The organism is Halobaculum litoreum (genome assembly GCF_030127125.1).
Taxonomy (GTDB): Archaea; Halobacteriota; Halobacteria; order Halobacteriales; family Haloferacaceae; genus Halobaculum; species Halobaculum litoreum.
Genome location: NZ_CP126156.1, coordinates 2,709,415 through 2,729,091, shown reverse-complemented (window position 1 = coordinate 2,729,091; position 19,677 = coordinate 2,709,415). Strand labels below are relative to the sequence as shown.

19 protein-coding genes and 1 pseudogene are annotated in these 19,677 nt (G+C 72.4%); 13 read left to right on the top strand and 7 right to left on the bottom strand.

Features of this window, described 5'->3' with window-relative positions:
- Positions 1-85: 85 nt before the first annotated feature.
- Positions 86-3,229: an adenosylcobalamin-dependent ribonucleoside-diphosphate reductase gene (locus P0R35_RS14830; protein WP_284013183.1), complete on the bottom strand. Its 3,144-nt coding sequence runs from the start codon at positions 3,227-3,229 to the stop codon at positions 86-88.
- 413 nt (positions 3,230-3,642) lie between these two features.
- On the opposite strand from P0R35_RS14830, the gene P0R35_RS14825 reads away from it, so the two are divergent.
- The 6 genes from P0R35_RS14825 to P0R35_RS14800 all read left to right on the top strand — a co-directional run bounded on the left by P0R35_RS14825 (position 3,643) and on the right by P0R35_RS14800 (position 8,124).
- A complete protein-coding gene (locus P0R35_RS14825; protein WP_284013182.1) occupies positions 3,643-3,855 on the top strand; it encodes a DUF8029 family protein in 213 nt (70 codons plus the stop codon).
- A 101-nt stretch (positions 3,856-3,956) separates the two neighbouring features.
- Positions 3,957-5,546 (top strand): sensor histidine kinase, encoded by a 1,590-nt coding sequence (locus P0R35_RS14820; protein WP_284013181.1) that lies wholly within the window; start codon positions 3,957-3,959, stop codon positions 5,544-5,546.
- A gap of 75 nt (positions 5,547-5,621) precedes the next feature.
- Entirely contained in the window at positions 5,622-6,263 is a 642-nt protein-coding gene (tmk, locus tag P0R35_RS14815) for a dTMP kinase (protein ID WP_284013180.1), read from the top strand.
- 83 nt (positions 6,264-6,346) lie between these two features.
- Positions 6,347-6,814 (top strand): hypothetical protein, encoded by a 468-nt coding sequence (locus P0R35_RS14810; RefSeq protein ID WP_284013179.1) that lies wholly within the window; start codon positions 6,347-6,349, stop codon positions 6,812-6,814.
- Positions 6,811-7,224: a hypothetical protein gene (locus tag P0R35_RS14805; RefSeq protein WP_284013178.1), complete on the top strand. Its 414-nt coding sequence runs from the start codon at positions 6,811-6,813 to the stop codon at positions 7,222-7,224. Before P0R35_RS14810 ends, P0R35_RS14805 begins: the two co-directional genes overlap by 4 nt.
- Before the next feature lie 3 nt (positions 7,225-7,227).
- Entirely contained in the window at positions 7,228-8,124 is an 897-nt protein-coding gene (locus P0R35_RS14800; RefSeq protein ID WP_284013177.1) for a hypothetical protein, read from the top strand.
- A gap of 3 nt (positions 8,125-8,127) precedes the next feature.
- On the opposite strand, the gene P0R35_RS14795 is transcribed toward P0R35_RS14800, so the two are convergent.
- Positions 8,128-8,442 (bottom strand): DUF7991 family protein, encoded by a 315-nt coding sequence (locus P0R35_RS14795; RefSeq protein WP_284013176.1) that lies wholly within the window; start codon positions 8,440-8,442, stop codon positions 8,128-8,130.
- Positions 8,443-8,585: 143 nt separating this feature from the next.
- Here P0R35_RS14795 and P0R35_RS14790 point away from each other — a divergent pair, with 143 nt between their 5' ends.
- On the top strand, positions 8,586-9,635 hold the full coding sequence (locus P0R35_RS14790) for a thiamine pyrophosphate-dependent enzyme (RefSeq protein WP_284014658.1): 1,050 nt from the start codon (positions 8,586-8,588) through the stop codon (positions 9,633-9,635).
- Between the two features lie 25 nt (positions 9,636-9,660).
- On the opposite strand, the gene P0R35_RS14785 is transcribed toward P0R35_RS14790, so the two are convergent.
- On the bottom strand, positions 9,661-9,897 hold the full coding sequence (locus P0R35_RS14785) for an Lrp/AsnC family transcriptional regulator (RefSeq protein ID WP_284013175.1): 237 nt from the start codon (positions 9,895-9,897) through the stop codon (positions 9,661-9,663).
- A gap of 83 nt (positions 9,898-9,980) precedes the next feature.
- Between P0R35_RS14785 and P0R35_RS14780 the strand changes: the two genes are divergently transcribed.
- Together P0R35_RS14780 and P0R35_RS14775 are read left to right on the top strand one after the other, a co-directional pair.
- Positions 9,981-10,685 carry a potassium channel family protein gene (locus P0R35_RS14780; RefSeq protein WP_284013174.1) on the top strand — a complete coding sequence of 235 codons (705 nt, stop codon included), beginning with the start codon at positions 9,981-9,983 and terminating at the stop codon, positions 10,683-10,685.
- The gene (locus tag P0R35_RS14775; RefSeq protein WP_284013173.1) at positions 10,686-10,916 is read left to right on the top strand and encodes an Lrp/AsnC family transcriptional regulator; all 231 of its coding nucleotides are present in this window, start codon (positions 10,686-10,688) and stop codon (positions 10,914-10,916) included.
- 54 nt (positions 10,917-10,970) lie between these two features.
- Here P0R35_RS14775 and P0R35_RS14770 read toward each other — a convergent pair whose 3' ends face one another.
- Positions 10,971-11,507, bottom strand: coding sequence for a DUF5813 family protein (locus P0R35_RS14770; RefSeq protein ID WP_284013172.1), 537 nt, complete (start codon positions 11,505-11,507; stop codon positions 10,971-10,973).
- A 162-nt stretch (positions 11,508-11,669) separates the two neighbouring features.
- On the opposite strand from P0R35_RS14770, the gene P0R35_RS14765 reads away from it, so the two are divergent.
- On the top strand, positions 11,670-12,923 hold the full coding sequence (locus tag P0R35_RS14765) for a carboxylate--amine ligase (protein ID WP_284013171.1): 1,254 nt from the start codon (positions 11,670-11,672) through the stop codon (positions 12,921-12,923).
- 10 nt (positions 12,924-12,933) lie between these two features.
- On the opposite strand, the gene P0R35_RS14760 is transcribed toward P0R35_RS14765, so the two are convergent.
- Positions 12,934-13,836: a Vms1/Ankzf1 family peptidyl-tRNA hydrolase gene (locus tag P0R35_RS14760; protein ID WP_284013170.1), complete on the bottom strand. Its 903-nt coding sequence runs from the start codon at positions 13,834-13,836 to the stop codon at positions 12,934-12,936.
- 69 nt (positions 13,837-13,905) lie between these two features.
- Entirely contained in the window at positions 13,906-14,277 is a 372-nt protein-coding gene (locus P0R35_RS14755) for a DUF5802 family protein (protein ID WP_284013169.1), read from the bottom strand.
- A 219-nt stretch (positions 14,278-14,496) separates the two neighbouring features.
- Here P0R35_RS14755 and P0R35_RS14750 point away from each other — a divergent pair.
- Positions 14,497-15,302 (top strand): annotated as a pseudogene (locus P0R35_RS14750) (aldo/keto reductase).
- A 75-nt stretch (positions 15,303-15,377) separates the two neighbouring features.
- Complete coding sequence (locus P0R35_RS14745) at positions 15,378-15,617, top strand: hypothetical protein (protein WP_284013168.1); 240 nt, start codon at positions 15,378-15,380, stop codon at positions 15,615-15,617.
- 33 nt (positions 15,618-15,650) lie between these two features.
- Here P0R35_RS14745 and P0R35_RS14740 read toward each other — a convergent pair whose 3' ends face one another.
- Entirely contained in the window at positions 15,651-18,344 is a 2,694-nt protein-coding gene (locus tag P0R35_RS14740) for a phosphoenolpyruvate carboxylase (RefSeq protein ID WP_284013167.1), read from the bottom strand.
- A 409-nt stretch (positions 18,345-18,753) separates the two neighbouring features.
- Between P0R35_RS14740 and P0R35_RS14735 the strand changes: the two genes are divergently transcribed.
- Complete coding sequence (locus P0R35_RS14735) at positions 18,754-19,644, top strand: Rieske (2Fe-2S) protein (RefSeq protein WP_284013166.1); 891 nt, start codon at positions 18,754-18,756, stop codon at positions 19,642-19,644.
- The last annotated feature ends 33 nt before the right edge of the window (positions 19,645-19,677 follow it).

Here is a 19,677-nt window from a genome sequence, read left to right as displayed (position 1 = left end):
GGGCGGCGCGAATAGCTGTTGCTCGTCGAACAGGAGCGCGCGAACGCGCGAAAAACGCGGTCGAGCCGGGTTCCTCAGCGCCGGCTCAGCACTCGGACCAGCCGCACGACTCGCACGTCTTGCAGCCCTCCGAGTAGTACAGCGTCATGCTGCCGCAGTCGGGACACTCGGGCGACTCGCCGTTCGCGATGAGTTCGTCGACCGCGTCGGTCCGCGCCGCCACGTCGCCGGCGTCCTCCGGACCCGGGGCGCTCCCGGACGGGGACTCGACGGCCGCACCGCCGTCGGCCTCGGGGCCGCTCGCGGCGTCCGTCTCCTCGGTCACCTGGTCGAGGCTCGTCTGCTCGGGGTACCCCTTCTCCACCTCGTCGTCGAGGTAGCGGCGCATCGCCGTGCCGATCGCGTCCGGGATGGACTGGATCTGCTCGCCTTTGTCCCAGGCGATCTTCGGCGAGCGGGTGCCCTGCAGTTCGTCGACGATCTCGCGCGGGTCGACGCCCGAGCGCAGCGCCGTCGAGATGACCTTCGCCAGCGACTCCGTGAAGGAGTTGGTGAAGCCGCCGGAGTGGCCGATGTTGGCGAACAGCTCGAACGGCTCGCCCGTCTCGGGGTCCTCGTTGATGGTGATGTACATCTTCCCGTAGCCGGTCTCGATGAGCTGGGTGACCCCGCGCAGCGAGTCCGGCCGGGCGCGCTTCTCGGTGTAGTCGATGTGGACCGTCTTCTCGTCGGCGGCCTCCAGCAGGTCCGCCACCTCGGCGTCGAGGGCGGCCTGCACGTCCTCGTTGTCGAGGAAGCCCTCGATGCCGCCGAACACCTCGGTGATCTGCTCGACGAGCGTCTCGGCGGCCTCGCTCTCGTCGGCGAACTCCGTGTTGTCGGCGCGCGTCGTCAGCACCTGCTTCGAGCGGGTGCCGTCGCGGTAGTAGGTGACGCCCTTGCCGCCGTGCTCGTAGATGTACTCGAACACCTCCTGGGCGTCCTCCAGCGTGGAGTCGTTGGGCGCGTTGACCGTCTTCGAGATGGCCGAGTCGACGCCCGTCTGGCAGGCGACCTGCACGCCCGCGTGGTCCTTCGCGGTGAGGTCGCCGGTGACGACGAACAGCTCGCCGATGGCGTCCGGCACCGTCTCCAGCCCCTCGACGCCGTCGAACTCGTTGTTCGCCATCTGGTCTTGCGCCTCCTGCTTGACGGCGTCGACGTCGATGTCGTTCGCCTCCAGGGTGCGCAGGAAGTAGTCGTCGAACTCGACGAGCATCTCGTCGCCCTGCACGTCGTCGGAGACGTTCTTGTAGTAGGCGACGTTGTAGATCGGCTCACAGCCGCCGGTCGTGTTGCCCACCATCGAGGTCGTGCCGGTCGGCGCGATGGTCGTCGTGTTGTGGTTGCGGATCGGGTAGCCGTCCTCCCAGTCGTGGGGGTCCTCGCCGACGTACTGCTCGAACCAGTCGGCGTAGCGGACGGGGTCGGCGTACTTCGAGTCGGCCCAGTCGTTGAACACGCCGCGCTCCTCGGCGAGGTCGTGGCTGGCGGCCTTCGACTCGTGGTTGATGTGGGTCATCAGCTCCTCGGCGACGAGGTTCCCCGTCTCCGAGCCGTAGCGCACGCCCAGCTGGATGTACAGCTGTGCCAGCCCCATCACGCCGAGCCCGATCTTCCGCATGTCGCGGACCTTCTGTTCGATCTTGTCGACCGGGAAGTCCGACATGGTGACGACGTTCTCGAGGAAGCGCGTCCCCATCTCGATGCGGTGGTCGAACTCCTCGAAGTCGATCGCCTCCTCGAGGAACGCCTCGACGGCGGCCCGCTCGGAGTCGTACTCGTCGGCGTGGGCCTCGCTCCAGACGCGCCAGTCGGGCGCGTCCAGCGACGCGAGCGTCGAGAGGTTGATGTGGCCGAGGTTGCACGCCTCGTACTCCTCGAGCGGCTGCTCGCCGCAGGGGTTGGTGGCGAGGATGCGGTGGTCGGGGTGCTCCTCGACGTCGAAGCTGTGGAGCTTGTTGATGCGCTCGAGGTAGACGACGCCCGGCTCGCCGTTCTCGTGGGCGCCCTCGACGATGTGGTCCCAGATAGCGGCGGCCGGCACCGAGAGGACCTCGCCGACCTCGACGTGCTCGCCGAGGCCGAACATCTCGTACAGCTCCTTCGTCTGGGGCGTCGCGACGTGGGGCTCCTCCGTGCGCGGGTTGGTGAAGGTGAACTCCTCGCCGTTGTCGAGCGCCTCCATGAAGTCGTCGGTGACGCCGACGGAGATGTTGAAGTTCGAGAGGTGGCCCTCGACGGCGTTGCGGAGGTGCTTGGGCACCTTCCCGTCGTCGTCGATGAGCTCGCGCGCCTCGTCGAGCGCGTCCGCGAACGACGTGTGCGTGAAGTCGTCGGGGTCGTTGAGGCGGAGCGTGTTCGCCAGCGAGACGTCCTTGTTCTTCGCGTGGATGAACTGGATGACGTCGGGGTGCGAGACGCGCATGACGCCCATCTGGGCGCCGCGGCGGGCGCCGCCCTGCGCGATGGTCTCGCACATCTGGTCGAACGTCCGCATGAACGTGATCGGGCCGGAGGCGATGCCGCCGGTGGAGCCGACCGCGTCGCCGTACGGGCGGAGCTTCCAGAACGCGTACCCCATCCCGCCGCCGGACTGGAACACCTGGGCGGCCTCCTTGGCCGTCTGGTGGATGTCGTCGATGTCGTCGTCGGGCGAGTCGACGAAACAGGCGGACAGCTGCTGGAGTTCGTCGCCGGCGTTCATCAGCGTCGGCGAGTTCGGCATGAACGCGAGCCGCTCCATCAGCTCCCGGAACTCGGCGGCCGTCTCCTCGACGTGGGTCCGCACGTCGTCGGGGAGCTCCGGGACGACCGTCTCGTAGGCGAACTTGTTGACGTTGTGGACGGTCAGCTCCGTCTCGGCGTCGTCGGCGGCCGTGACGCCCGCGCCGAACACCTCGGCGGCGAGTTCGTCGCGGCGCGGGTGGTCGGGCTTCAGCTGGTCGGGCGTGACCGTGACGGGCTCGTCGGCCTCGTACACGGCCTCGGCGAGCGCGACGTTGTGGCCGACGCGCTCGAACAGCTCCTCCTGCGTCTCGACGGGCTCGCCGTCCGCGTTCTTGCGGAGGTAGCGGGCCGGCAGGATGTTGTCGTAGGCGTTCGAGGTGAGACGCTCGCGCAGCGTCTCCCCGTCGGTGCGTTTGATCGGCAGTTCCAGTTCGTCGGCGCCGAGGTCCGCGCGACTCATTCGTCGCGTACCTCCCCGGCGAGACCGGTCGATCGGCGGAAATCGGTGTGGGCGTAGTGGCGTTCCATAGGTGCTGTCGGACGAACGTTCCGTACCGGAGCCACGCAGATAAACGGCGTGGGTTCCGGTGAGGTTGTGTTAATTCAAGCGCACTTGATGTGCGCGTCGCTTCTCGGTTCGAGCCTGCACGCGTCTGCTTCGTCGCGGTATCGTGTTGTACGAGCGGCAGTATAAGACTGTGTAGAGCGGAGTGAAAGTGAACCGGATCGGGAGCGGAACGAAACCGCACGACGGCGTCGGTAGGCGCGATCGTGCATGAACACGATCGCACATATCTGGATACAACGCGGTCGCGACTCGGGTGACGGCCGGCGGACAAGAAGGTTATACGCGATGCCCGTCAAGCCGGGGGCATGAACGCCGCGACAGTAGCCCTCGCCGCGACCGCGCTCCTGCAACTGCCCGCCCCGCTCGACACGACCGTCGGGAAGGTGTTCCTCGCGCTCGTCGCGTTCCTCGTCGTGTTGACCGTCGGCCGCCTGCTGCTCAGCGTCGCGTGGAAGGTCGCGCTGGTCGCCGCGCTCGGGGTCGGCGTGTTCCTGTTCGTCACCACGTTCCTCCTGTAGGCCGGCGGCCTCGACCGGCCCCTCGGCGGCGCGCCACGAACCCGTCGCCGGACCGCCACGAGGGGACGCGCTTATCACCGAGAGCCGCCTCGTCACGGCCAATGTCGCGCCCGCCGTCCCCGGACGCCGCGGACGACGACCTCCTCGCGATCCGTCGCGCCAGCCGACGGATGGCGCGCGCCGACGACACCGAGCGGGTCGCCCGCGAGTTCGTCGACACCTGCGCCGACGCGCTCGGCGTGCCGCTCGCCGCCATCCGGGCGTACGACCCGCGACGCGACGCGCTCGACGTGGTCGCCGCCGCCGACGCGGCCCGCCCCTACCTCGACGACTGGGACGACCACCGCCGCGGCGACGACGCCAGCCCCGCGTGGCGCGCGTACGTCGCGGGCGACGCCGTCGCCGTCGAGGCGCCGACGCCCGGGACGGGCGCCGACCCGGTGGCCCACGCCCTGTACCTCCCGTTGGGCACTCACGGCGTCGCGACGCTCGCGACGCTGGACGCCGACGGGTTCGACGGACGGACGCGCTACCTGCTGGAGACGCTCGCCTCGGACGCGACGGCGGCGCTGGAGGCGGCCGCGGACCGACGCGGGCTGCGCGGCCTCCACGACGCGACCCGTGCGATGCAGGCGGCCGACGACCCGGAGGCCATCGTCGCGGCCGCCGTCGACGCCACGGAGACGGTCCTCGGCGTGCCGTACAGCGGGGCCCGGCTCCGCGACCCCGACTGCGACAGCCTCCCGCTCGTGGCCGTCTCCGCCGCCGCCGCCGAGGACGTCGGCGTCGGCGGCGACGTCGACGCCGAGCGCGTCGCCCGCGAGGTGCTGTCGACCGGCGAGCCGCTCGTCCGGGACGACGCGACCGACGGCTCCGCGGTCACGCTCGGCGTGACGGCGGTGTACCCGCTTGGCGACCACGGGACGCTGTCGGTCGCGCTCCCCGAGGGGATGGACCTCGACGGGCGCCGTCGCGAGCTGGCGCGCGTCCTCGCGGACAACACGACCGCGGCGCTGGACCGCGCGGGCCGGGCGGTCCGCCTGCGCGAGCAGGCGTCGACGATCGCCGCACAGGACGAGCGCCTCGAGGAGTTCGCCAACGTCGTCTCCCACGACCTCCGCAACCCCCTCAACGTCGCGACGGGCCGGGTCGACCTCGCGCGCGACCGCCTCGACGGGGAGACGGACGCCGACGCCGTGGCCGACCTCGAGACCGCCGGCGAGGCGCTGGAGCGCGTCGCCGACATCATCGAGAACGCCCGAACGCTCGCGGTGGGGGAGGAGGCCGACGACACCGAGCGACGGTCGGTGGCCGAGACGGCCCGCGCCGCGTGGGAGGCGGTCGACACCGCCGACGCCGAACTGGTCGTCGAGGCCGACCGGACGGTCGAGGCCGACCCGAGCCTGTTCGCCCAACTGTTCGAGAACGTGTTCGCCAACGCCATCGAGCACGCGGGCGAGGCGTCGACGGTGCTCGTGACGGGCACCGACGACGGGTTCGCCGTCGAGGACGACGGCCCCGGCGTCCCCGACGACGAGCGCGGGGCGGTGTTCCGCGTGGGCTACTCCGGCGCCGACGGCACGGGGCTCGGTCTCGGGATCGTCGCGCGCGTCGCCGAGGCCCACGGCTGGACCGTCCGCGTCGAGGACGGCGAGCGCCTCGGGGGCGCCCGCTTCGTCGTCGTGACGTGAACCGGCGCGCGCCGGGCCCGCCCGCGCCGACACGCAAGGGGTAAGCCCCCGGCCCGACCACCGACGGTAGACACGATGCTCCTCACGCTCGAAGGGCTCGACGGGAGCGGGAAGACGACCGCGTGGGAGGCGCTGCACGACGCCCGCCCCGACGCGACGTTCACCCACGAGCCGACCGACACGTGGTACGGCGACGCCGTCCGCCGGTCCTTGGGCGACGACGACGCCGACCCGCTCGCGGACCTGTTCCTGTTCACCGCCGACCACGCCGACCACCTCTCGCGGGTGGTGCGCCCGGCGCTGGCCGACGGCGACGTGGTGATCTCCGACCGCTACACCGACTCGCGGTACGCGTACCAGGCCGCGTCGCTGGCGGACTCGGAGATCCGCCGCCCGCTGGAGTACGTCCGCGGGATCCACGGGGCGTTCACGCGCGAGCCGGACGCGACCATCTACCTCGACGTCGACCCCGAGACCGCCGCCGCCCGCGCCGGCGCCACCGACAAGTTCGAGCGCGTCTCGTTCCTCGCGGAGGTGCAGTCGAACTACGATCGCCTCATCGACGCCGAGCCGGAGCGGTTCGTCCGCGTCGACGCCTCCCGCTCGCCCGAGGCGGTGATCGACCGCGTCGAGGACGTCGCCGACCGGCTGATCGAGGCGTTCCACGGCGACGACGCCGCCGTGGCCGACGTCGACGGCGACGGCGACGGCGCCTGACGCCGCCCGGAGTCGCCGAGTGCCGCCGCCCGACGCCGCCCGGCACCCGCCCGCTTTTGCCGCGCCGCGCCGAACGTGACCGCGTGACACGGAGCGCCGCCGACGGCCGCGGCCCGCCCCGAGCCGCGGCGCTGGCGCTGGCGTGCCTGCTCGTCTGTGCGGGGTGTGCCGGCTTCGGCGGCGCCGGCGACGCCGGGGCGCGGACGGTCAACCCCGCGCTCGCCGAGACGCCCACGGCGACCCCGACGCGACCGACGCCGACGGGCGGCTTCCCGGCGGGCGTCTCGCGGGACGGCGTCGACGTGGAGGCGCTGATCGACGGGCACCGGGCGGCGCTGACGAACGGCTCCGGGTCGTGGACCGTCTCGCTGACGCGGACGGTCGAGGGGCCGGAGGGCGTCGTCGAGCGCTCGGCCGCGCGCGTCGCGGTGGCGGGCGACCGCTCGCTGTACACGTTCGAGCGGGTGCGTGGCGACAACAGGCTCGCCTCGGCCCACTGGAGCAACGCCTCGGTGTCGGCGAGCCGGCGGGTGGCTGGCGCGGCGAGGTGACGCTCGAGGGGCGCCCCGGCGACCCCGGCGCGCCGGTCGGGCTCGACCCCACGGGCGGCGCGTGGCTGTACGCCGCGTCCGTGGACACGCGCCCGAGCTACGCCGGCACCGAGGCGACGCCGAACGGCAGCGTCGCCGTGATCGAAGCCGCGGAGGGGCGGATCGAGCGGTCCGGCCTCCCCGACCGCCGGCAGGTGCGGCTCTCGGCGACCGTCGACGAGCGCGGGGTCGTGCGGTCGCTGACGCTCCGGTACGCGATCTTCCTCGGGAACGACCCCGGCACCGTCGCGGTGCGGCTGCGCGTCGACGACGTCGGCACCACGACCGTCCCGCGGCCGCCGTGGGTCGCGGAGGCGCTGGCCAACGCCACCGCCGGCACGGCGACTTATCTCCCGCCGCTCCGTGGGTGAGGTGTGTTCCGCCCGCTCGTCGTCGTCGCCGTCGCCGTCGCGCTCGTGACCGCCGGCTGCGGCGCCGGGGGCGACGGCGGGGAGCGGACGATCAACCCCGCGCTCGCCACGACGCCGACGACCACGCCGACCGCGACGCCCGCGCCAACGTACCCGCCGGGCGTCGGCCCCGACGGCGTCGACGCGCGCGTCCTCGCGGGCAACCACGACCGGGTGCTCGACCGGGTCAACTCGACGGTCCGGGTCGAACGCGCCGTCGTCGACGCGAACGGCACGACCGTCTCGACGACCGCGATCCGCATCGAGTCGGCCGGCCCCCGGCTCCGCTACCGCGTGAACGAGAGCGGCGGCCTCCCCGACCAGTTCGTCTCGCCGTTCCCCGTCTTCGAGTTCTGGACCAACGGGACGGTGACCGCGACGCGCTCGGTCGACGGCGACGGTAATGTCACGGTCCGCCGGATCCGCGGCGAGCCGCCGACGATCGCCGGCGCCGACGACACCGGCGAGGACTCCGTGTTCGGCGCGGTCGTCGGGACGAACGCCCGGCTCGTCGACACGCGGACCGTCGACGGCGAGACGCTGTACGTCGTCCGCGCCGACCACGAGGAGCTCGACCGCCGCCGCGGGCCGCCGCTGCGCGACTACCGCCTGAACGCGACCGTCACCGAGGCGGGGGTGGTGCTGGCGTACGACCTGCGGTTCACGGCGACGTACGACGCCGACGACGGGAGCTCGCTCACGGCGACGACGACCGAACGGTTCCGCGCCGAGGTGGGCGGGTCGGCGGCCGCGCCGCCGCCGTGGGTCGACGACCGGAACGCGTCGGCGGTCGGCGACCCCGACACCGCCGACGGCGAGAGCGAACCGGCCGGCCTCGGGAGCGCGCTCGGCGGCGACTGACGGCTACTCCGCCGCCGGCAGGTCGTACTCCTCGGGCGGCGGCACGTACAGCAGGTCGATGGTGAACCCGAGCGCGAGCGGGACGGCGACGAACACCGCGAGGAACAGCCCCGCGGCGCCCTCGAACAGCGGCGGGATGACGGTGCCCTGGATCAGTCCGAGGATCAGCAACACCACCGGCGAGACGAGCAGGGTGTACACGACCCATCCCCACTGCGTCTTGAGCCGGATCCGGAAGAAGCGCGACAGCACCGCGACGACGAGCGTGTTCACCGCGAGGGCGACGAGGGTGAGCACGAGCGCGAGCGCCGAGACCATACCCGGCGTAGGGGTCGGGCGCTCTTTGGCCTGTCGGGTGCGGCGACGGGGACCGCCGGGCCGGGGCCCGGACGGACGCGCCGTCGGCGTCCCGCCGCAATTTATGCCGGATGCGACGGGAGTGGCGAGCCATGAGCGACGACGTGACGCGGATCGTCGGGGAGCGCGACCTCGACGACACCCGCTTCGACGCCGACGACGCGCGGGCGGCGCTGCGGGACATCGTACGCACCCGCCGGTTCGACGAGCGCGCGCTCGCCCTCCAGCGCCGCGGCTGGATGAGCGGCTACCCGCCGTACGAGGGGCAGGAGGCCGCGCAGGTCGGCGCCGCCCACGCGATGCGCGACGACGACCACCTGTTCCCCACCTACCGCTCGAACGCCCTCCAGATCGCCCGCGGCGTCCCGATGAGCGACATCCTCCTCTTTCGCCGCGGGTTCGCGGAGTACCACTCCGACCACGACGTGCCCGTCTTCCCGCAGGCGGTCCCCATCGCCAGCCAGATCCCCCACGCCGCCGGCGCGGGGATGGCGGCGAACTACGCCGACGAGGACTGGGCCGCGCTCGTCTGCTTCGGCGACGGCGCCACCTCCGAGGGCGACTTCCACGAGGGGCTGAACTTCGCGGGCGTGTTCGACGCGCCGACCGTGTTCTTCTGTGAGAACAACGGCTGGGCCATCTCGTTGCCCCGCGAGCGCCAGACCGCCAGCGACTCCATCGCGATCAAGGCCGACGCCTACGGCATCGACGGCGTGCAGGTGGACGGCAACGACCCGCTGGCCGTCCGCGCGGTCGTCGCGGACGCGCTCGCCAGCGCCCGCGACGGCGAGCCGGTGCTCGTGGAGGCGCTCACCTACCGCCGCGGCGCCCACACCACCGCCGACGACCCGAGCCAGTACCGCGACGGCGAGCCGGACCTCCCCGAGTGGCGCCTGCGCGACCCGCTGGACCGCTTCGCCGAGTGGTGCGAGGCACAGGGGGTCGTCGACGGCGACTTCCTCGAGGCCGCCACGGAGGACGCGAACGAGGAGTTGGCCGACGCCGTCGAGACGGCCGAGGACGTCCCCCGCCCCGAGCCCGAGGAGATGTTCGACTCCCTGTCCGAGTCGCTCCCGGCGGACGTCCGGCGCCAGCGCGAGGCGGCCCGGCGGGTCGCCGACGAGCACCCCGAGACGTACGAGTTGGAGCGGTAGCGCGGGGCGGCCGGCCCCCGCCGCCTCAGGCGGTCATCGACACGTACGTCCGGGTGTCGGTGACGCCCTCGACGCCGCGGACCGCGTCGGCGACGGTGTCGAGGACGGTGTACATGTCCGGCGCGTCCACCTCCGCGACGACGTCGAAGTCGCCGGCGACGACGTGCGCCTCCGTCACCGTCTCGATCCCCGAGATGGTGTCCGCGACGCCCGGCGTGTCCGCGTCCCCGCCCACCTTCACCATCACGAACGCGTGAACCATGACGTATGCCAACGAGTAGCAAGCACAAAACCCTTGCTCCGGACGGAGGTACCGTTATATTCTCCCATGCCAATTGGTAGCACATGCGCTTCATCGTCATCGGTGCGGGACGTGTCGGGCTACGCACGGCGCGGGTGCTCCGCGAGGAGGGTCACGACGTGACCGTCGTCGAGCGCGACCCGGACCGCGCGAGCCGAGCCCGGAACGCGGGGTTCAGCGTCGTCGAGGGCGACGGCTCCCACGAGGACGTGTTGGCGAAGGCGGCCGTCGAGCGAGCGGACGCGGTCGGCGCGCTCACGGGCGACCTGAACGTGAACTTCGCGGCGTGCATGATCGCGAACCACCACGGCTGCCGCACCGTGATGCGTATCGACGAGGACTACCGCGAGGAGATCTACCAGAAGTACGCCGACGAGGTCGACGAGGTCGTCTACCCCGAGCGCCTCGGCGCGATCGGCGCCAAGAACGCGCTGCTCGGCGGGAACATCCGCGCGATCGCCGACATCGCCGAGAACCTCCAGGTGCTGTTGTTCACCATCACCGACGAGTCCCCGATGCGCGGCTACACCCTCAGCGAGGTCCGGCTCCCCTCGCAGGCGCGCCTGCTCGCGTTCGGCAAGCGCGACCAGCCGATGCGGATCCCGTTCCCGGACGACTCGCTGGAGGCGGGCGACCGCGTCGCCGTCCTCGCGGACTTCGAGGTGCTCGACGACGTGCGCCAACTGCTCGTGGGCGACGACCCCGCGGGGACGCTCGCGTCCGCCGCGGGAACGGGGGGTGGGGCCTGAATGGTCGTCGCCTACGTGATGGTGAAGGCCGCCTCAGGCGACGCCGACCGAATCCGCGACGGGATCCTCGGGCTGGAGGGCGTCGACGAGGTCCACATCGTCGCCGGCGACATGGACTTCGTCGTGAAGGTGGACGTCGAGGCCCCCACGGACGTGAAGCGCGTCGCCGCCGACGGCATCCAGGGGATCACCGGCGTCGAGGACACGCAGACGTACATCGCGATGGGGTGACCGGTTCGGACACGGGCGACTCGCCGACCCGGTCCCGTTCTCGCGCTCGCCGACTCAGTAGCCGTCGCTCCCGCCGGCGGCGCGGGCGCGGCTGATCAGCCCCGACACCGGCTCGCCGTACTCGTAGCCGGGGATCACCCCCTGCACGTACGTCCCCTCGACGTAGTCGACGAGCGCGACCGCGTCGTCCAGCCCGCGGCGCTCGTTCAGGTCGCGGATCGACTCGGCGACCATCACGCTGTCGCCGTCGCGCTCGACGGTCGGCGCGAGGTCGTGGCCGGCGGCGGTCACGTCGCCGACGGCGTCGATCCGGCGCTCGAAGGTGTCGAGCCACCCGTCGACGACCACGTCGGCGACGTCGTCGGCGGCCACGGCCGCGAGCGTCGGGACCGTGACGGTGACGGCGAACTCGATGCGGCCGTCGTCGGCCTCCGCGGCCGCGATGCGGCCGTCGAACGGGGTCGAGGTGACGACCAGTGCGTCGTCCTCCGGGGCGTCGGCGACGGCGTCGTGGTCGCGGACGGCGCTCCGGAGGCGGCCGGGGATCGCCTCGGGGGCGGACTCGCCCGGCGCGTCGTCGGTGTCGCTCATGGACGTGGGGAGGGCCGGACGCCGGATAAACGGCGCGCTCGGCGCCGATCCGCGTCGGCCGCCGGCTCCCGGCAACGTCCCGCTCCCGTCCCCGCGTCCGCGTCGCCGGCAGTCGACGCCGCCGAACGGGAGCCTTTAGCCGCCCCGGTCGAAGCAGCGCGCATGGCCGACACCTTCCACGACACCGACGGGCTGGTGGCCGCGCTCGCCGACGCCGCGTTCGACCGGCCGCCGGCGCTCGTCGCCAACGCCCACGTCACCGGGGTGAGCGTCGCCCGCGCGCTCGCCGCCCACGACGTGCCCGTGATCGCGCTCGACCGCGTCGACTCCGGGCTCGCGCCCCCCTCCGACGCCGTCGACTACGCCGGACGCGTCACCTACCCCCTCGACGACGCCGACGGCTTCCGCGCGGACGTGGAGCGCATCGCCGACGCCGTCGACCACGACCCGGTCGCGTTCGCCTGCATGGACGAGTGGGTGCGCGGGTTCGCCGAGACGGAGCCCGCGGGCGTGCGCCTCCCCTTCTCGGACCTCGCCGGCGTTGAGCGCGTGCTCGACAAGGCGAACCTCTACGCGCTGTGCGAGGAACTCGGGGTGCCGTACCCCGAGACGTACGAGGTGGGGGAGACCCCGGCCGACGAGGTGTGCGCGGCGCTCGGGTTCCCGTTCGTCGTCAAGCCCGCCCACAAGCGGAAGTTCGAGGAGGCGTTCGGGACGAACGTCATCGAGGTCGCCGACCGCGCGGAGTTCGACGAGGTCGTCGCGGAGGCGCGCGAGTACGGCGCGACCGTGCTCGCACAGGAGAAGGTGAACGTCGAGGTCGGCGCCGACACGTCGCTCGCGAGCTACGTGCCGCCCGAGGGTGCCGACCGCGAGCCGCTCGCGGTCGTCGGCAACGCCGCGGTCCGCTACCCCGAGTTCGGGGCTTCCTGTCTGGTCGAGCGCGTCGAGGAGCCGGCAGTCCGCGAGCACGCCCTCACAGTCTTGGAGGAGACGGGCTACCACGGGATCAGCGAGTCGGAGTTCGTGTACGACGCCGACCGCGAGGAGTACGTCCTCCTCGACGTGAACACGCGCCCGTGGAAGTGGATCTCGATGCCCGTCGCCGCCGGCGCGAACCTCCCGATGGCGGCGTACGCCGACGCCACAGGCGTCGCGTACGAGGCGGCGGCCCGCGAGGACGGCCCCCGCGACGCGCGCTGGGTGTACCTCCCGGGCTACCTCGAACGCTGTCTCACCGACGACGCCTTCTGGGACGTGCTGGGTGACGACGACTGGGCGAGCCTCCTGTCGGGCGCGTTCGAGGCGAGCGAGGGGGGCCTGACCACGGGCGTCTACCGCCCGAGCGACCCCGGGCCCGCGGTGACGTACCTCACCGGGGAGTTCACCGACCGCGAGTACTACTGTAGCTGCTGAGCCGGGCGGCTCACACCAACCGCAACGTCGCCGTCCAGAAGTCGTCGAACGCGTCGTCCAGCGCCCGCGTCGGCTTCCCGGTCGCGTCGCTGCCGGCGGTGTGGTCGGCGTACTCCGCCAGCCGCTTCACGACGCCGCGCTCCCCGACCAGCACCACCCGGTCGAGGTCCGACGGCAGGTCCGCCAACACGTCGCGACAGTCGTCGAGGTGTTCGTCGATCTGTTCCTCGCGGAGGCGCTCGTAGCGCGCCTGCGAGAAGCCGCCCTTGTCGTGTTCGTCCATCACGTCCGTCCGGACCGTCGCCAGGTCCACGCGCTCGTCGCCCTCGTACACGCCGACGGCGAACGTGTCCGAGCGCGCGAGGCCGAACGCGAACCGCCCGGCGGGGCGGAACCACGACTCCTCCACGCGGAAGCCGTCGCGCCACTCGCAGAACGGGTCGGGGGCCAGCGGCGGGTCGAGCGCGCACGCCACCAGCCCCGCGTCGTCGACGTACACGAGCGTCGGCGCCGCCCGGCGCACGAGCGACACGCGGCCGTCGAGCGAGGAGGCGACGGCCTCCGGGACCGCCCCGCCGTCGGGGACGAACGCCGACAGCGCGCCCTCCGGCGCCGTCTCGACGCTCCGGAGTCTGGCGAGCACCTCGTCGCGGCGGCCCGGGCGCAGCGTCTCCGTCCCGCGGAACTCCGGCGGGGCGTCGTCGGTCGCCTCCGCGCGCTCCAGCCGGTCCTCCAACTCGGTGACGCGCGTCTCCAGCTCGTTGACGCGCTTCTCCGCCGCCTGCCGCTTGCGGGCGGCCTCGCCGCGGCGCTCCTCCTCGGCCTCCATCCGCGCGACGGCGTCGTCGCGCTCCCGCTCCAACTCGGCGATGCGCTCCTTGAGCGAGGCGCGGCCGAGGAGTCTGTCGAGCATGGGCTACCGGGGGCGTGGGAGCGACAAAAACGGACGGGATCGGCGGCCCGGCGCGGGCGCCGTCCCCGGTCAGGCGTACTCGGCGGGGTCGCCGGTGTCCCCCTCCCACCCCGTGTAGCGGATGAGGTCGCGGGCGCGTTCGGCGTTCGCGAGGAACACCTCGCTGCGACCGGGGAGGCGGAGCTTGAGGTCGTCGGGCACCGCCGTCTCCGGGAGCGCGAGCGTCCCGGCGGGCACGTCGTCGTCGCCGACGACCGGGAAGTGCTTGGTGCCGACCTTCATCACGAGCGGGTTGTCGAGTCGGGAGATCCCCGACTCGTCCGCGTAGAGCTGTTCGTTCACCCGCTCGTGGTCCGCTCGCTTGATCGCCGCCGCGGCGTCCGCTCTCGGCTGGACGTACATCTCGCCCAGGTAGTAGCCGTGTGAGAACCGTTCGAACATGCTGTACGGAGTTGAAGTGCCGACTCGTCGTGATAAGTGTTAGCACGAACCGTTATTACGGACCGCTTTCACCCGGCCCGTGATTCTCGCCGGTCGAGAATCGGGGCCGCACGGGTACGGGGTCGGGGCGCGCCGCGGGCGGTCGGCGCCGCGGCGATCCGTCGCGCGCGCCGCGCCGACACCGACGGCTTGAGGGTCGCCGCGCGGCACCGGCCGCGTATGTCCGAGTTCACCCGCTTCGGTCTCGGGACGTACGAGCCACCGGCCCGCAGTGCGTCGAGAGCGTCGCCACGGCCGTCGAGGCCGGCTACGACTGCATCGACACCGCACAGGGGTACCAGAACGAGGCGCTCGTCCGCGAGGGCATCGAGGCCGCCGGCCGCGACCCGGCGGACCTGTTCGTCGCGACGAAGCTCAAGACGGACAACCTCGGCTACGACGACGCGTACGCGACGGCCCACGAGTCGGCCGCTCGCCTCGGGGTCGACTCGATCGACCTGTTGTACGTCCACTGGCCGATCGACAGCTACGACGCGCCCGAGACCGCCCGCGCGCTGAACGACCTCGTCGCCGAGGGCACCGTCGACCGCGTCGGCCTCTCGAACTTCCGGCCGGACCAACTGGACGAGGCGCGCGAGCACCTCGACGTCGACGTCTTCGCCCACCAAGTGGAGTGTCACCCGATGCTCCAGCAGCGCGAGCTGCGCGAGTACGCCCGCGAGGACGGCCACTGGCTGGTCGCCTACTGCCCCATCGCGCGCAACCGGGTCGCCGAGATCGACGAGATCGTCGCCATCGCCGACGCCCACGACGCCACGCCGGCGCAGGTGTCGATCGCGTGGCTGCTCGCCCACGACGAACTCGCCGCCATCCCGAAGGCGACGAGCGCGGCCCACATCCGCGACAACCTCGCCGCGACGGAACTGGAGCTGACCGCCGACGAGGTCGCGACGATCGACGCCGTGCGCCGGGAGCACCGCATCGTCGACTTCGAGGCGGCGCCGTGGAACGACGCCGAGGCCTGACGCCGACGACGCGTATTACTTTCACTCCGGACAAGGCCGATAGTTATCCCCGTCGGAGCCGTCCCTCCGGGTACGATGGTCCGATCCTCCAGCGGAGACGACGGACGAACCGACGCCGTCGGGCCCGGTGCCCGGCAGCTACTGGCGGTCGCGGTGCTGTTCGCGGTGTTGGGCGGCGCGCTCGTCCGGGTCGCGACGGTGGCGGCGCCGCCGGCGGCGCTGTGGACGGCGCTCGGGGTCGTGGTGGTCGCCGCCGCGGTCGTCCTGTTCGGCGCCGACGCGGTGCGGGTCGCGCTCGACGGCTTCGGACGGTGAGGCCGCGGCCACGCCGGCGGGCCGCCGGCGCGACTACCCCGTGTTCTTCATCCCGGCGGCGATGCCCTTCACCGTGAGCCGGAGCGCGCGCTCCTCGGCCTCCGTGAGGTGCGTGCGCGACAGCAGGTCGATCTGCAGGAGGTTCAGCGGGTCGACGTACGGGTTGCGGCGCTCGAGGCTCTCGCCGAGCCACTCGCGGCGCACCAGTTCCTCGCGGCCGGTGATCGCCCGAACCAGCTCGACGGCGCGCTCGTACTCCGCCTCGATGCGCGGGAAGAACTCCGCGCGGAGGTGGTCGGGGGCGAGGGCGGCGTACTCCGCGGCGATCTCCAACTCGGTGCGCGCCAGCGACAGCGCGATGTGGTCGACCGTCGTGCGGAAGAACGGCCACTCGTCGTACATCTCCCGGAGCGTGTCGAGGTCGCCGCCCTCGTCGAGGTACGCGTCGATCCCCGACGCCGCGGAGAACCAGCCGGGGAGGATGGCGCGGCTCTGGGTCCACGAGAACACCCACGGGATGGCGCGGAGGTCCTCGACGGTGCGCTCGCCCGAGCGCGACGCCGGCCGCGACCCCATGTTGAGGTCCTCGATCACCGTGATCGGCGTCGCCGTCTCGAAGAACTCGACGAAGCCGTCCGTCTCCAGCAGGTCCTGGTAGGCCGCACGCGCCCCCTCGCCGGCGGCGTCCATCGCGGCCGTCCACTCCTCGCGCACCTCGGGGACGTCGCCCTGGAGGGCGCGGAGGCGGGCGCGCACCTGCGCGTCGAGCATCTGCTCCAGTTCGCGCTCGGCGACGCGGGGGTTGGCGAACTTCTCGGCGATCGCCTCGCCCTGCTCGGTGAACTTGATCTCGCCGGTGGCCGTCTCCGGCGGCAGCGCGAGCATCGCCTCGTTCATCGGGCCGCCGCCCCGCGAGATGGAGCCGCCGCGGCCGTGGAACAGGCGGAGTTCGACGCCCAGATCGTCGGCGACCTCGGCGAGCCGGCGGGCGTTCCGGTGGAGGTCCCACGCGGCCGCCAGCGGCCCGTTCTCCTTGTTGGAGTCGGAGTAGCCGAGCATCACCTCCTGCAGGTCGCCGCGGGCCTCGAGGGCCGCGCCGTACGCCTCGTTGTTGACGAGCGTGTCGAAGATGTCGCGGGCGTTCGCCAGCGCCGACGCCGTCTCCAACAGGGGGACGACGTCGAGGCCGCAGTGGTCGGGCAGGTCGACGACGCCCGACAGGTCCGCGAGGTACAGCACCTCGAGCACGTGGGAGGGCTCCTCGGTCATCGAGATGCAGTAGGCGTCGATGGCGTCGGCGCCGTACTCGCGGTGCCAGTCGCCCAGCGCGCGGAAGCGGCTACAGACGCGCTCGCTCGTCTCCGAGAGGGCGTCGCCCTCGGCGAGCGAGCCGACCGAGTCGCCGGCGATGGACTCGGTGAGCGTGGCGACGCGCTCGTCCTCGGCCATCGCGTCGTAGTCGACCCCCTCGCGCGCGAGGACGTCGCCGACGGCCTCGGTGTGGTTCTCGCGGTGGTCGCGGAGGTCCAGCGCGGCCAGCGAGAAGCCGAACGTCTCGACGCGCCGGACGAGCGGGTCGACCCGTTCGGCGGCGGTCGTCCCGTGGCCGTTCGCGCGGAGGTCGGCCGCGATCGCCCGCAGCGACGACGCGAGCTCCTCGGGGTCGTCGTAGCCGCCGGGGCGGAGGTCGTCGACGCGCTCCACGCGGGCCCGGACGAGCGTGACCGCCCGACGGTACGGCTCCTCGGGGTAGCGCTCGTCGGCGTCTTCGGCGACCGAGGGGATCGCGTCGCGGTCGGCGGCGACGTGCTCGCGGAACTCGGCGGTGTGGGTGAGGCGCTCGCCCTCCTGACTGAGCGCCCCCCGGAGGTCGGCGAGCGCGTCGGTGTAGCGGCCGAGGACCGCCTCGCGCTGGGCGTCGAGCGTCTCGCTCGTCACCTCGGGGGTGACGAACGGGTTGCCGTCGCGGTCGGAGCCGGCCCACGAGCGGAAGTCGAGGGTGCTGCTGGCGTCGGTCGCCTCCAGGTCCGGGTGGGCGTCCGTCACGCGCTGGGCGAGCGCCTCCTCGGCCTCCGCGGCCACGTCGAACAGCGTGTTCTCCAGGTACCAGCGCACGTCGCGCGCCTCGTCTGTCGGGGTCGGCCGCCGCGGACGGACCTGCCGCGTGGCCCACAGCGTCTCCACCTCCGACTCGAGGTCGAGTTCCAGCGTGTCGAGTTCGTCGTCGGTGAGCCGGCGCTCGTCGAGGTCGCGGAGGATCTCGGCGACGCGACGGAGCTTCGACTTCACCGTCTTGCGGCGCGCCTCCGTCGGGTGAGCGGTGAACGTCGGGATCACGCGGACGTCGTCGAGCACCTGCCGGGCGGTGTCGGCGTCGACCTGGGCCAGCGCCTCGGCGGTCCGGTCGAGGCCGTCGCCGAGGTCGCCGCTGTCGCGACCGCGCCGGACGGCCCGGACGCGTTCGCGCTCCTCGGCGACGTTCACCAGCTCGAAGTAGGCGGCGTACGCCCGCGCGACGGTCCGCTTCGTCTCCGGGTCGAGGCCGGAGAGCCGCTCGCGAACCGGGTCGCGGGAGGGGGCGTCGCCCCGTCGGTAGTCGATCGAGTCGCGTCGCACCTCCTCGACGGCGTCGAACGCGGCCGTCGAGGTCTGCCGCTCCAACACCTCGCCGAGCAGCGCGGCCAGTTCGCGGACGTCGCGACCGACGTCCCGCGCGTCGAATGACATACACTCCCATGCACGCGGCCCGGGTACAAGGAACCCGGTTGGGGGCAATATTGCGGAGAATTCTTTCGGCGACGAGTAAGGGATTCGGCGACCGCTCGGCGGGGACTGTTCGAGTAGGATGCCCGCGGGCCGGTGGCTGTGGCCGCCCGCGGGAGTGGACACGGAACCGGCGAACCGATCGTCGGCCGGACGCGATTCGCCACCCGACTCTGGCGGGGGGACGCCCAAGTAGCTCGCTATGAGCCGTGTGTACCGCTCCGGAGCGCTCGTGAACCGCCCGGCGGGGTCGCGACGGCGGCCCCGGAGCGGTCGCGCGCGGCGGGTCGGCGAGACGGGCACAGAACCGACGGAAGACGGCCGGGTTCGCCCTTTCGTCAGGCTTTTGCGTAGCGCCCCCCGACGTGCGGGTATGAGCGCAGACGACGACAAGTACCCCGGCGAGTCCGGCCGTCGCCGGTTCGTCAAGGGCGTCGTGGGCGGGGCGGCCCTTGCGGGCGTGGGGGCCACCGGCTCGGCCGCCATCAACAGCGTCACCACCTCCCCCGGCCGGGGTGGCGGGGCGACCGAGGCCATGGCCATCGAGAACACCGCCGGCCCGGCGCCGCGCGGGATGCCGCAGATCCCCATCGAGATCCAGAGCGACGGCACCATCCAGGGCGTCTGGCCCGAGGTGTCGACGGAGACCGTCCAAGGCCAGCAGGTCAACATCGCCGAGATGGAGCTTGGCGGCATGACGTACTCCTCGGAGTGGTTCCAGTACTGCGGCGTCGAGACGTACGAGGGCATCCAGCCGCAGTACGAGTCCGACAACGTGTTCTACGTCGGCGGCTCGCCCGGCTTCGCGTGGCAGGACGAACTGAGCGACGGCGCCGCGCTCAACGTCGACATGTTCGACGACTACGAGACGTGGGGTAACGGCGTCGGCGTCCCCGGGATGGGCAAGCCCGCGACCGCCAACTGGCGCTCGCAGGACACCGAGGACACCATCCCCGTGAACGTGCTGCGCTCGCCGATCATCGAGGAGCTCGCCGCCAACGGCGAGGCCAGCGCGCCCGACCAGAGCGAGCCGTACACCGTGACCGACCAGGTGCAGACGTGGCTGCAGGCGTCCACCTCCCAGGGGGTCATGGCGTGGCTCAACAAGTGTACGCACTTCTGCTGCGTGCCCGGCTTCAAGGCCGAGGGCGGCGTGAAGTTCAACGCCTCCAACGAGGTGTACTGCCCGTGCCACCAGTCGGTGTACGAGCCGTTCAGCATCGTCCCGACGCTGTTCACCGCCCGTCCGCGCCCCGAGGAGTAGTCCCCCCGGTCGTCGCCCGCGCGACACCCGACC

Bases quoted from the DNA above. Each gene is read 5' to 3' on its own strand.
- tmk (WP_284013180.1), top strand. From the start codon at position 5,622: ATGCTCCTCACGCTCGAAGGGCTCGACGGGAGCGGGAAGACGACCGCG.
- P0R35_RS14740 (WP_284013167.1), bottom strand. From the start codon at position 18,344: ATGTCATTCGACGCGCGGGACGTCGGTCGCGACGTCCGCGAACTGGCC.
- P0R35_RS14745 (WP_284013168.1), top strand. From the start codon at position 15,378: ATGGTCCGATCCTCCAGCGGAGACGACGGACGAACCGACGCCGTCGGG.
- P0R35_RS14785 (WP_284013175.1), bottom strand. From the start codon at position 9,897: ATGGTTCACGCGTTCGTGATGGTGAAGGTGGGCGGGGACGCGGACACG.
- P0R35_RS14795 (WP_284013176.1), bottom strand. From the start codon at position 8,442: ATGGTCTCGGCGCTCGCGCTCGTGCTCACCCTCGTCGCCCTCGCGGTG.
- P0R35_RS14820 (WP_284013181.1), top strand. From the start codon at position 3,957: ATGTCGCGCCCGCCGTCCCCGGACGCCGCGGACGACGACCTCCTCGCG.
- P0R35_RS14770 (WP_284013172.1), bottom strand. From the start codon at position 11,507: ATGAGCGACACCGACGACGCGCCGGGCGAGTCCGCCCCCGAGGCGATC.
- P0R35_RS14780 (WP_284013174.1), top strand. From the start codon at position 9,981: ATGCGCTTCATCGTCATCGGTGCGGGACGTGTCGGGCTACGCACGGCG.
- P0R35_RS14755 (WP_284013169.1), bottom strand. From the start codon at position 14,277: ATGTTCGAACGGTTCTCACACGGCTACTACCTGGGCGAGATGTACGTC.
- P0R35_RS14825 (WP_284013182.1), top strand. From the start codon at position 3,643: ATGAACGCCGCGACAGTAGCCCTCGCCGCGACCGCGCTCCTGCAACTG.
- P0R35_RS14830 (WP_284013183.1), bottom strand. From the start codon at position 3,229: ATGAGTCGCGCGGACCTCGGCGCCGACGAACTGGAACTGCCGATCAAA.
- P0R35_RS14735 (WP_284013166.1), top strand. From the start codon at position 18,754: ATGAGCGCAGACGACGACAAGTACCCCGGCGAGTCCGGCCGTCGCCGG.
- P0R35_RS14765 (WP_284013171.1), top strand. From the start codon at position 11,670: ATGGCCGACACCTTCCACGACACCGACGGGCTGGTGGCCGCGCTCGCC.
- P0R35_RS14775 (WP_284013173.1), top strand. From the start codon at position 10,686: ATGGTCGTCGCCTACGTGATGGTGAAGGCCGCCTCAGGCGACGCCGAC.
- P0R35_RS14760 (WP_284013170.1), bottom strand. From the start codon at position 13,836: ATGCTCGACAGACTCCTCGGCCGCGCCTCGCTCAAGGAGCGCATCGCC.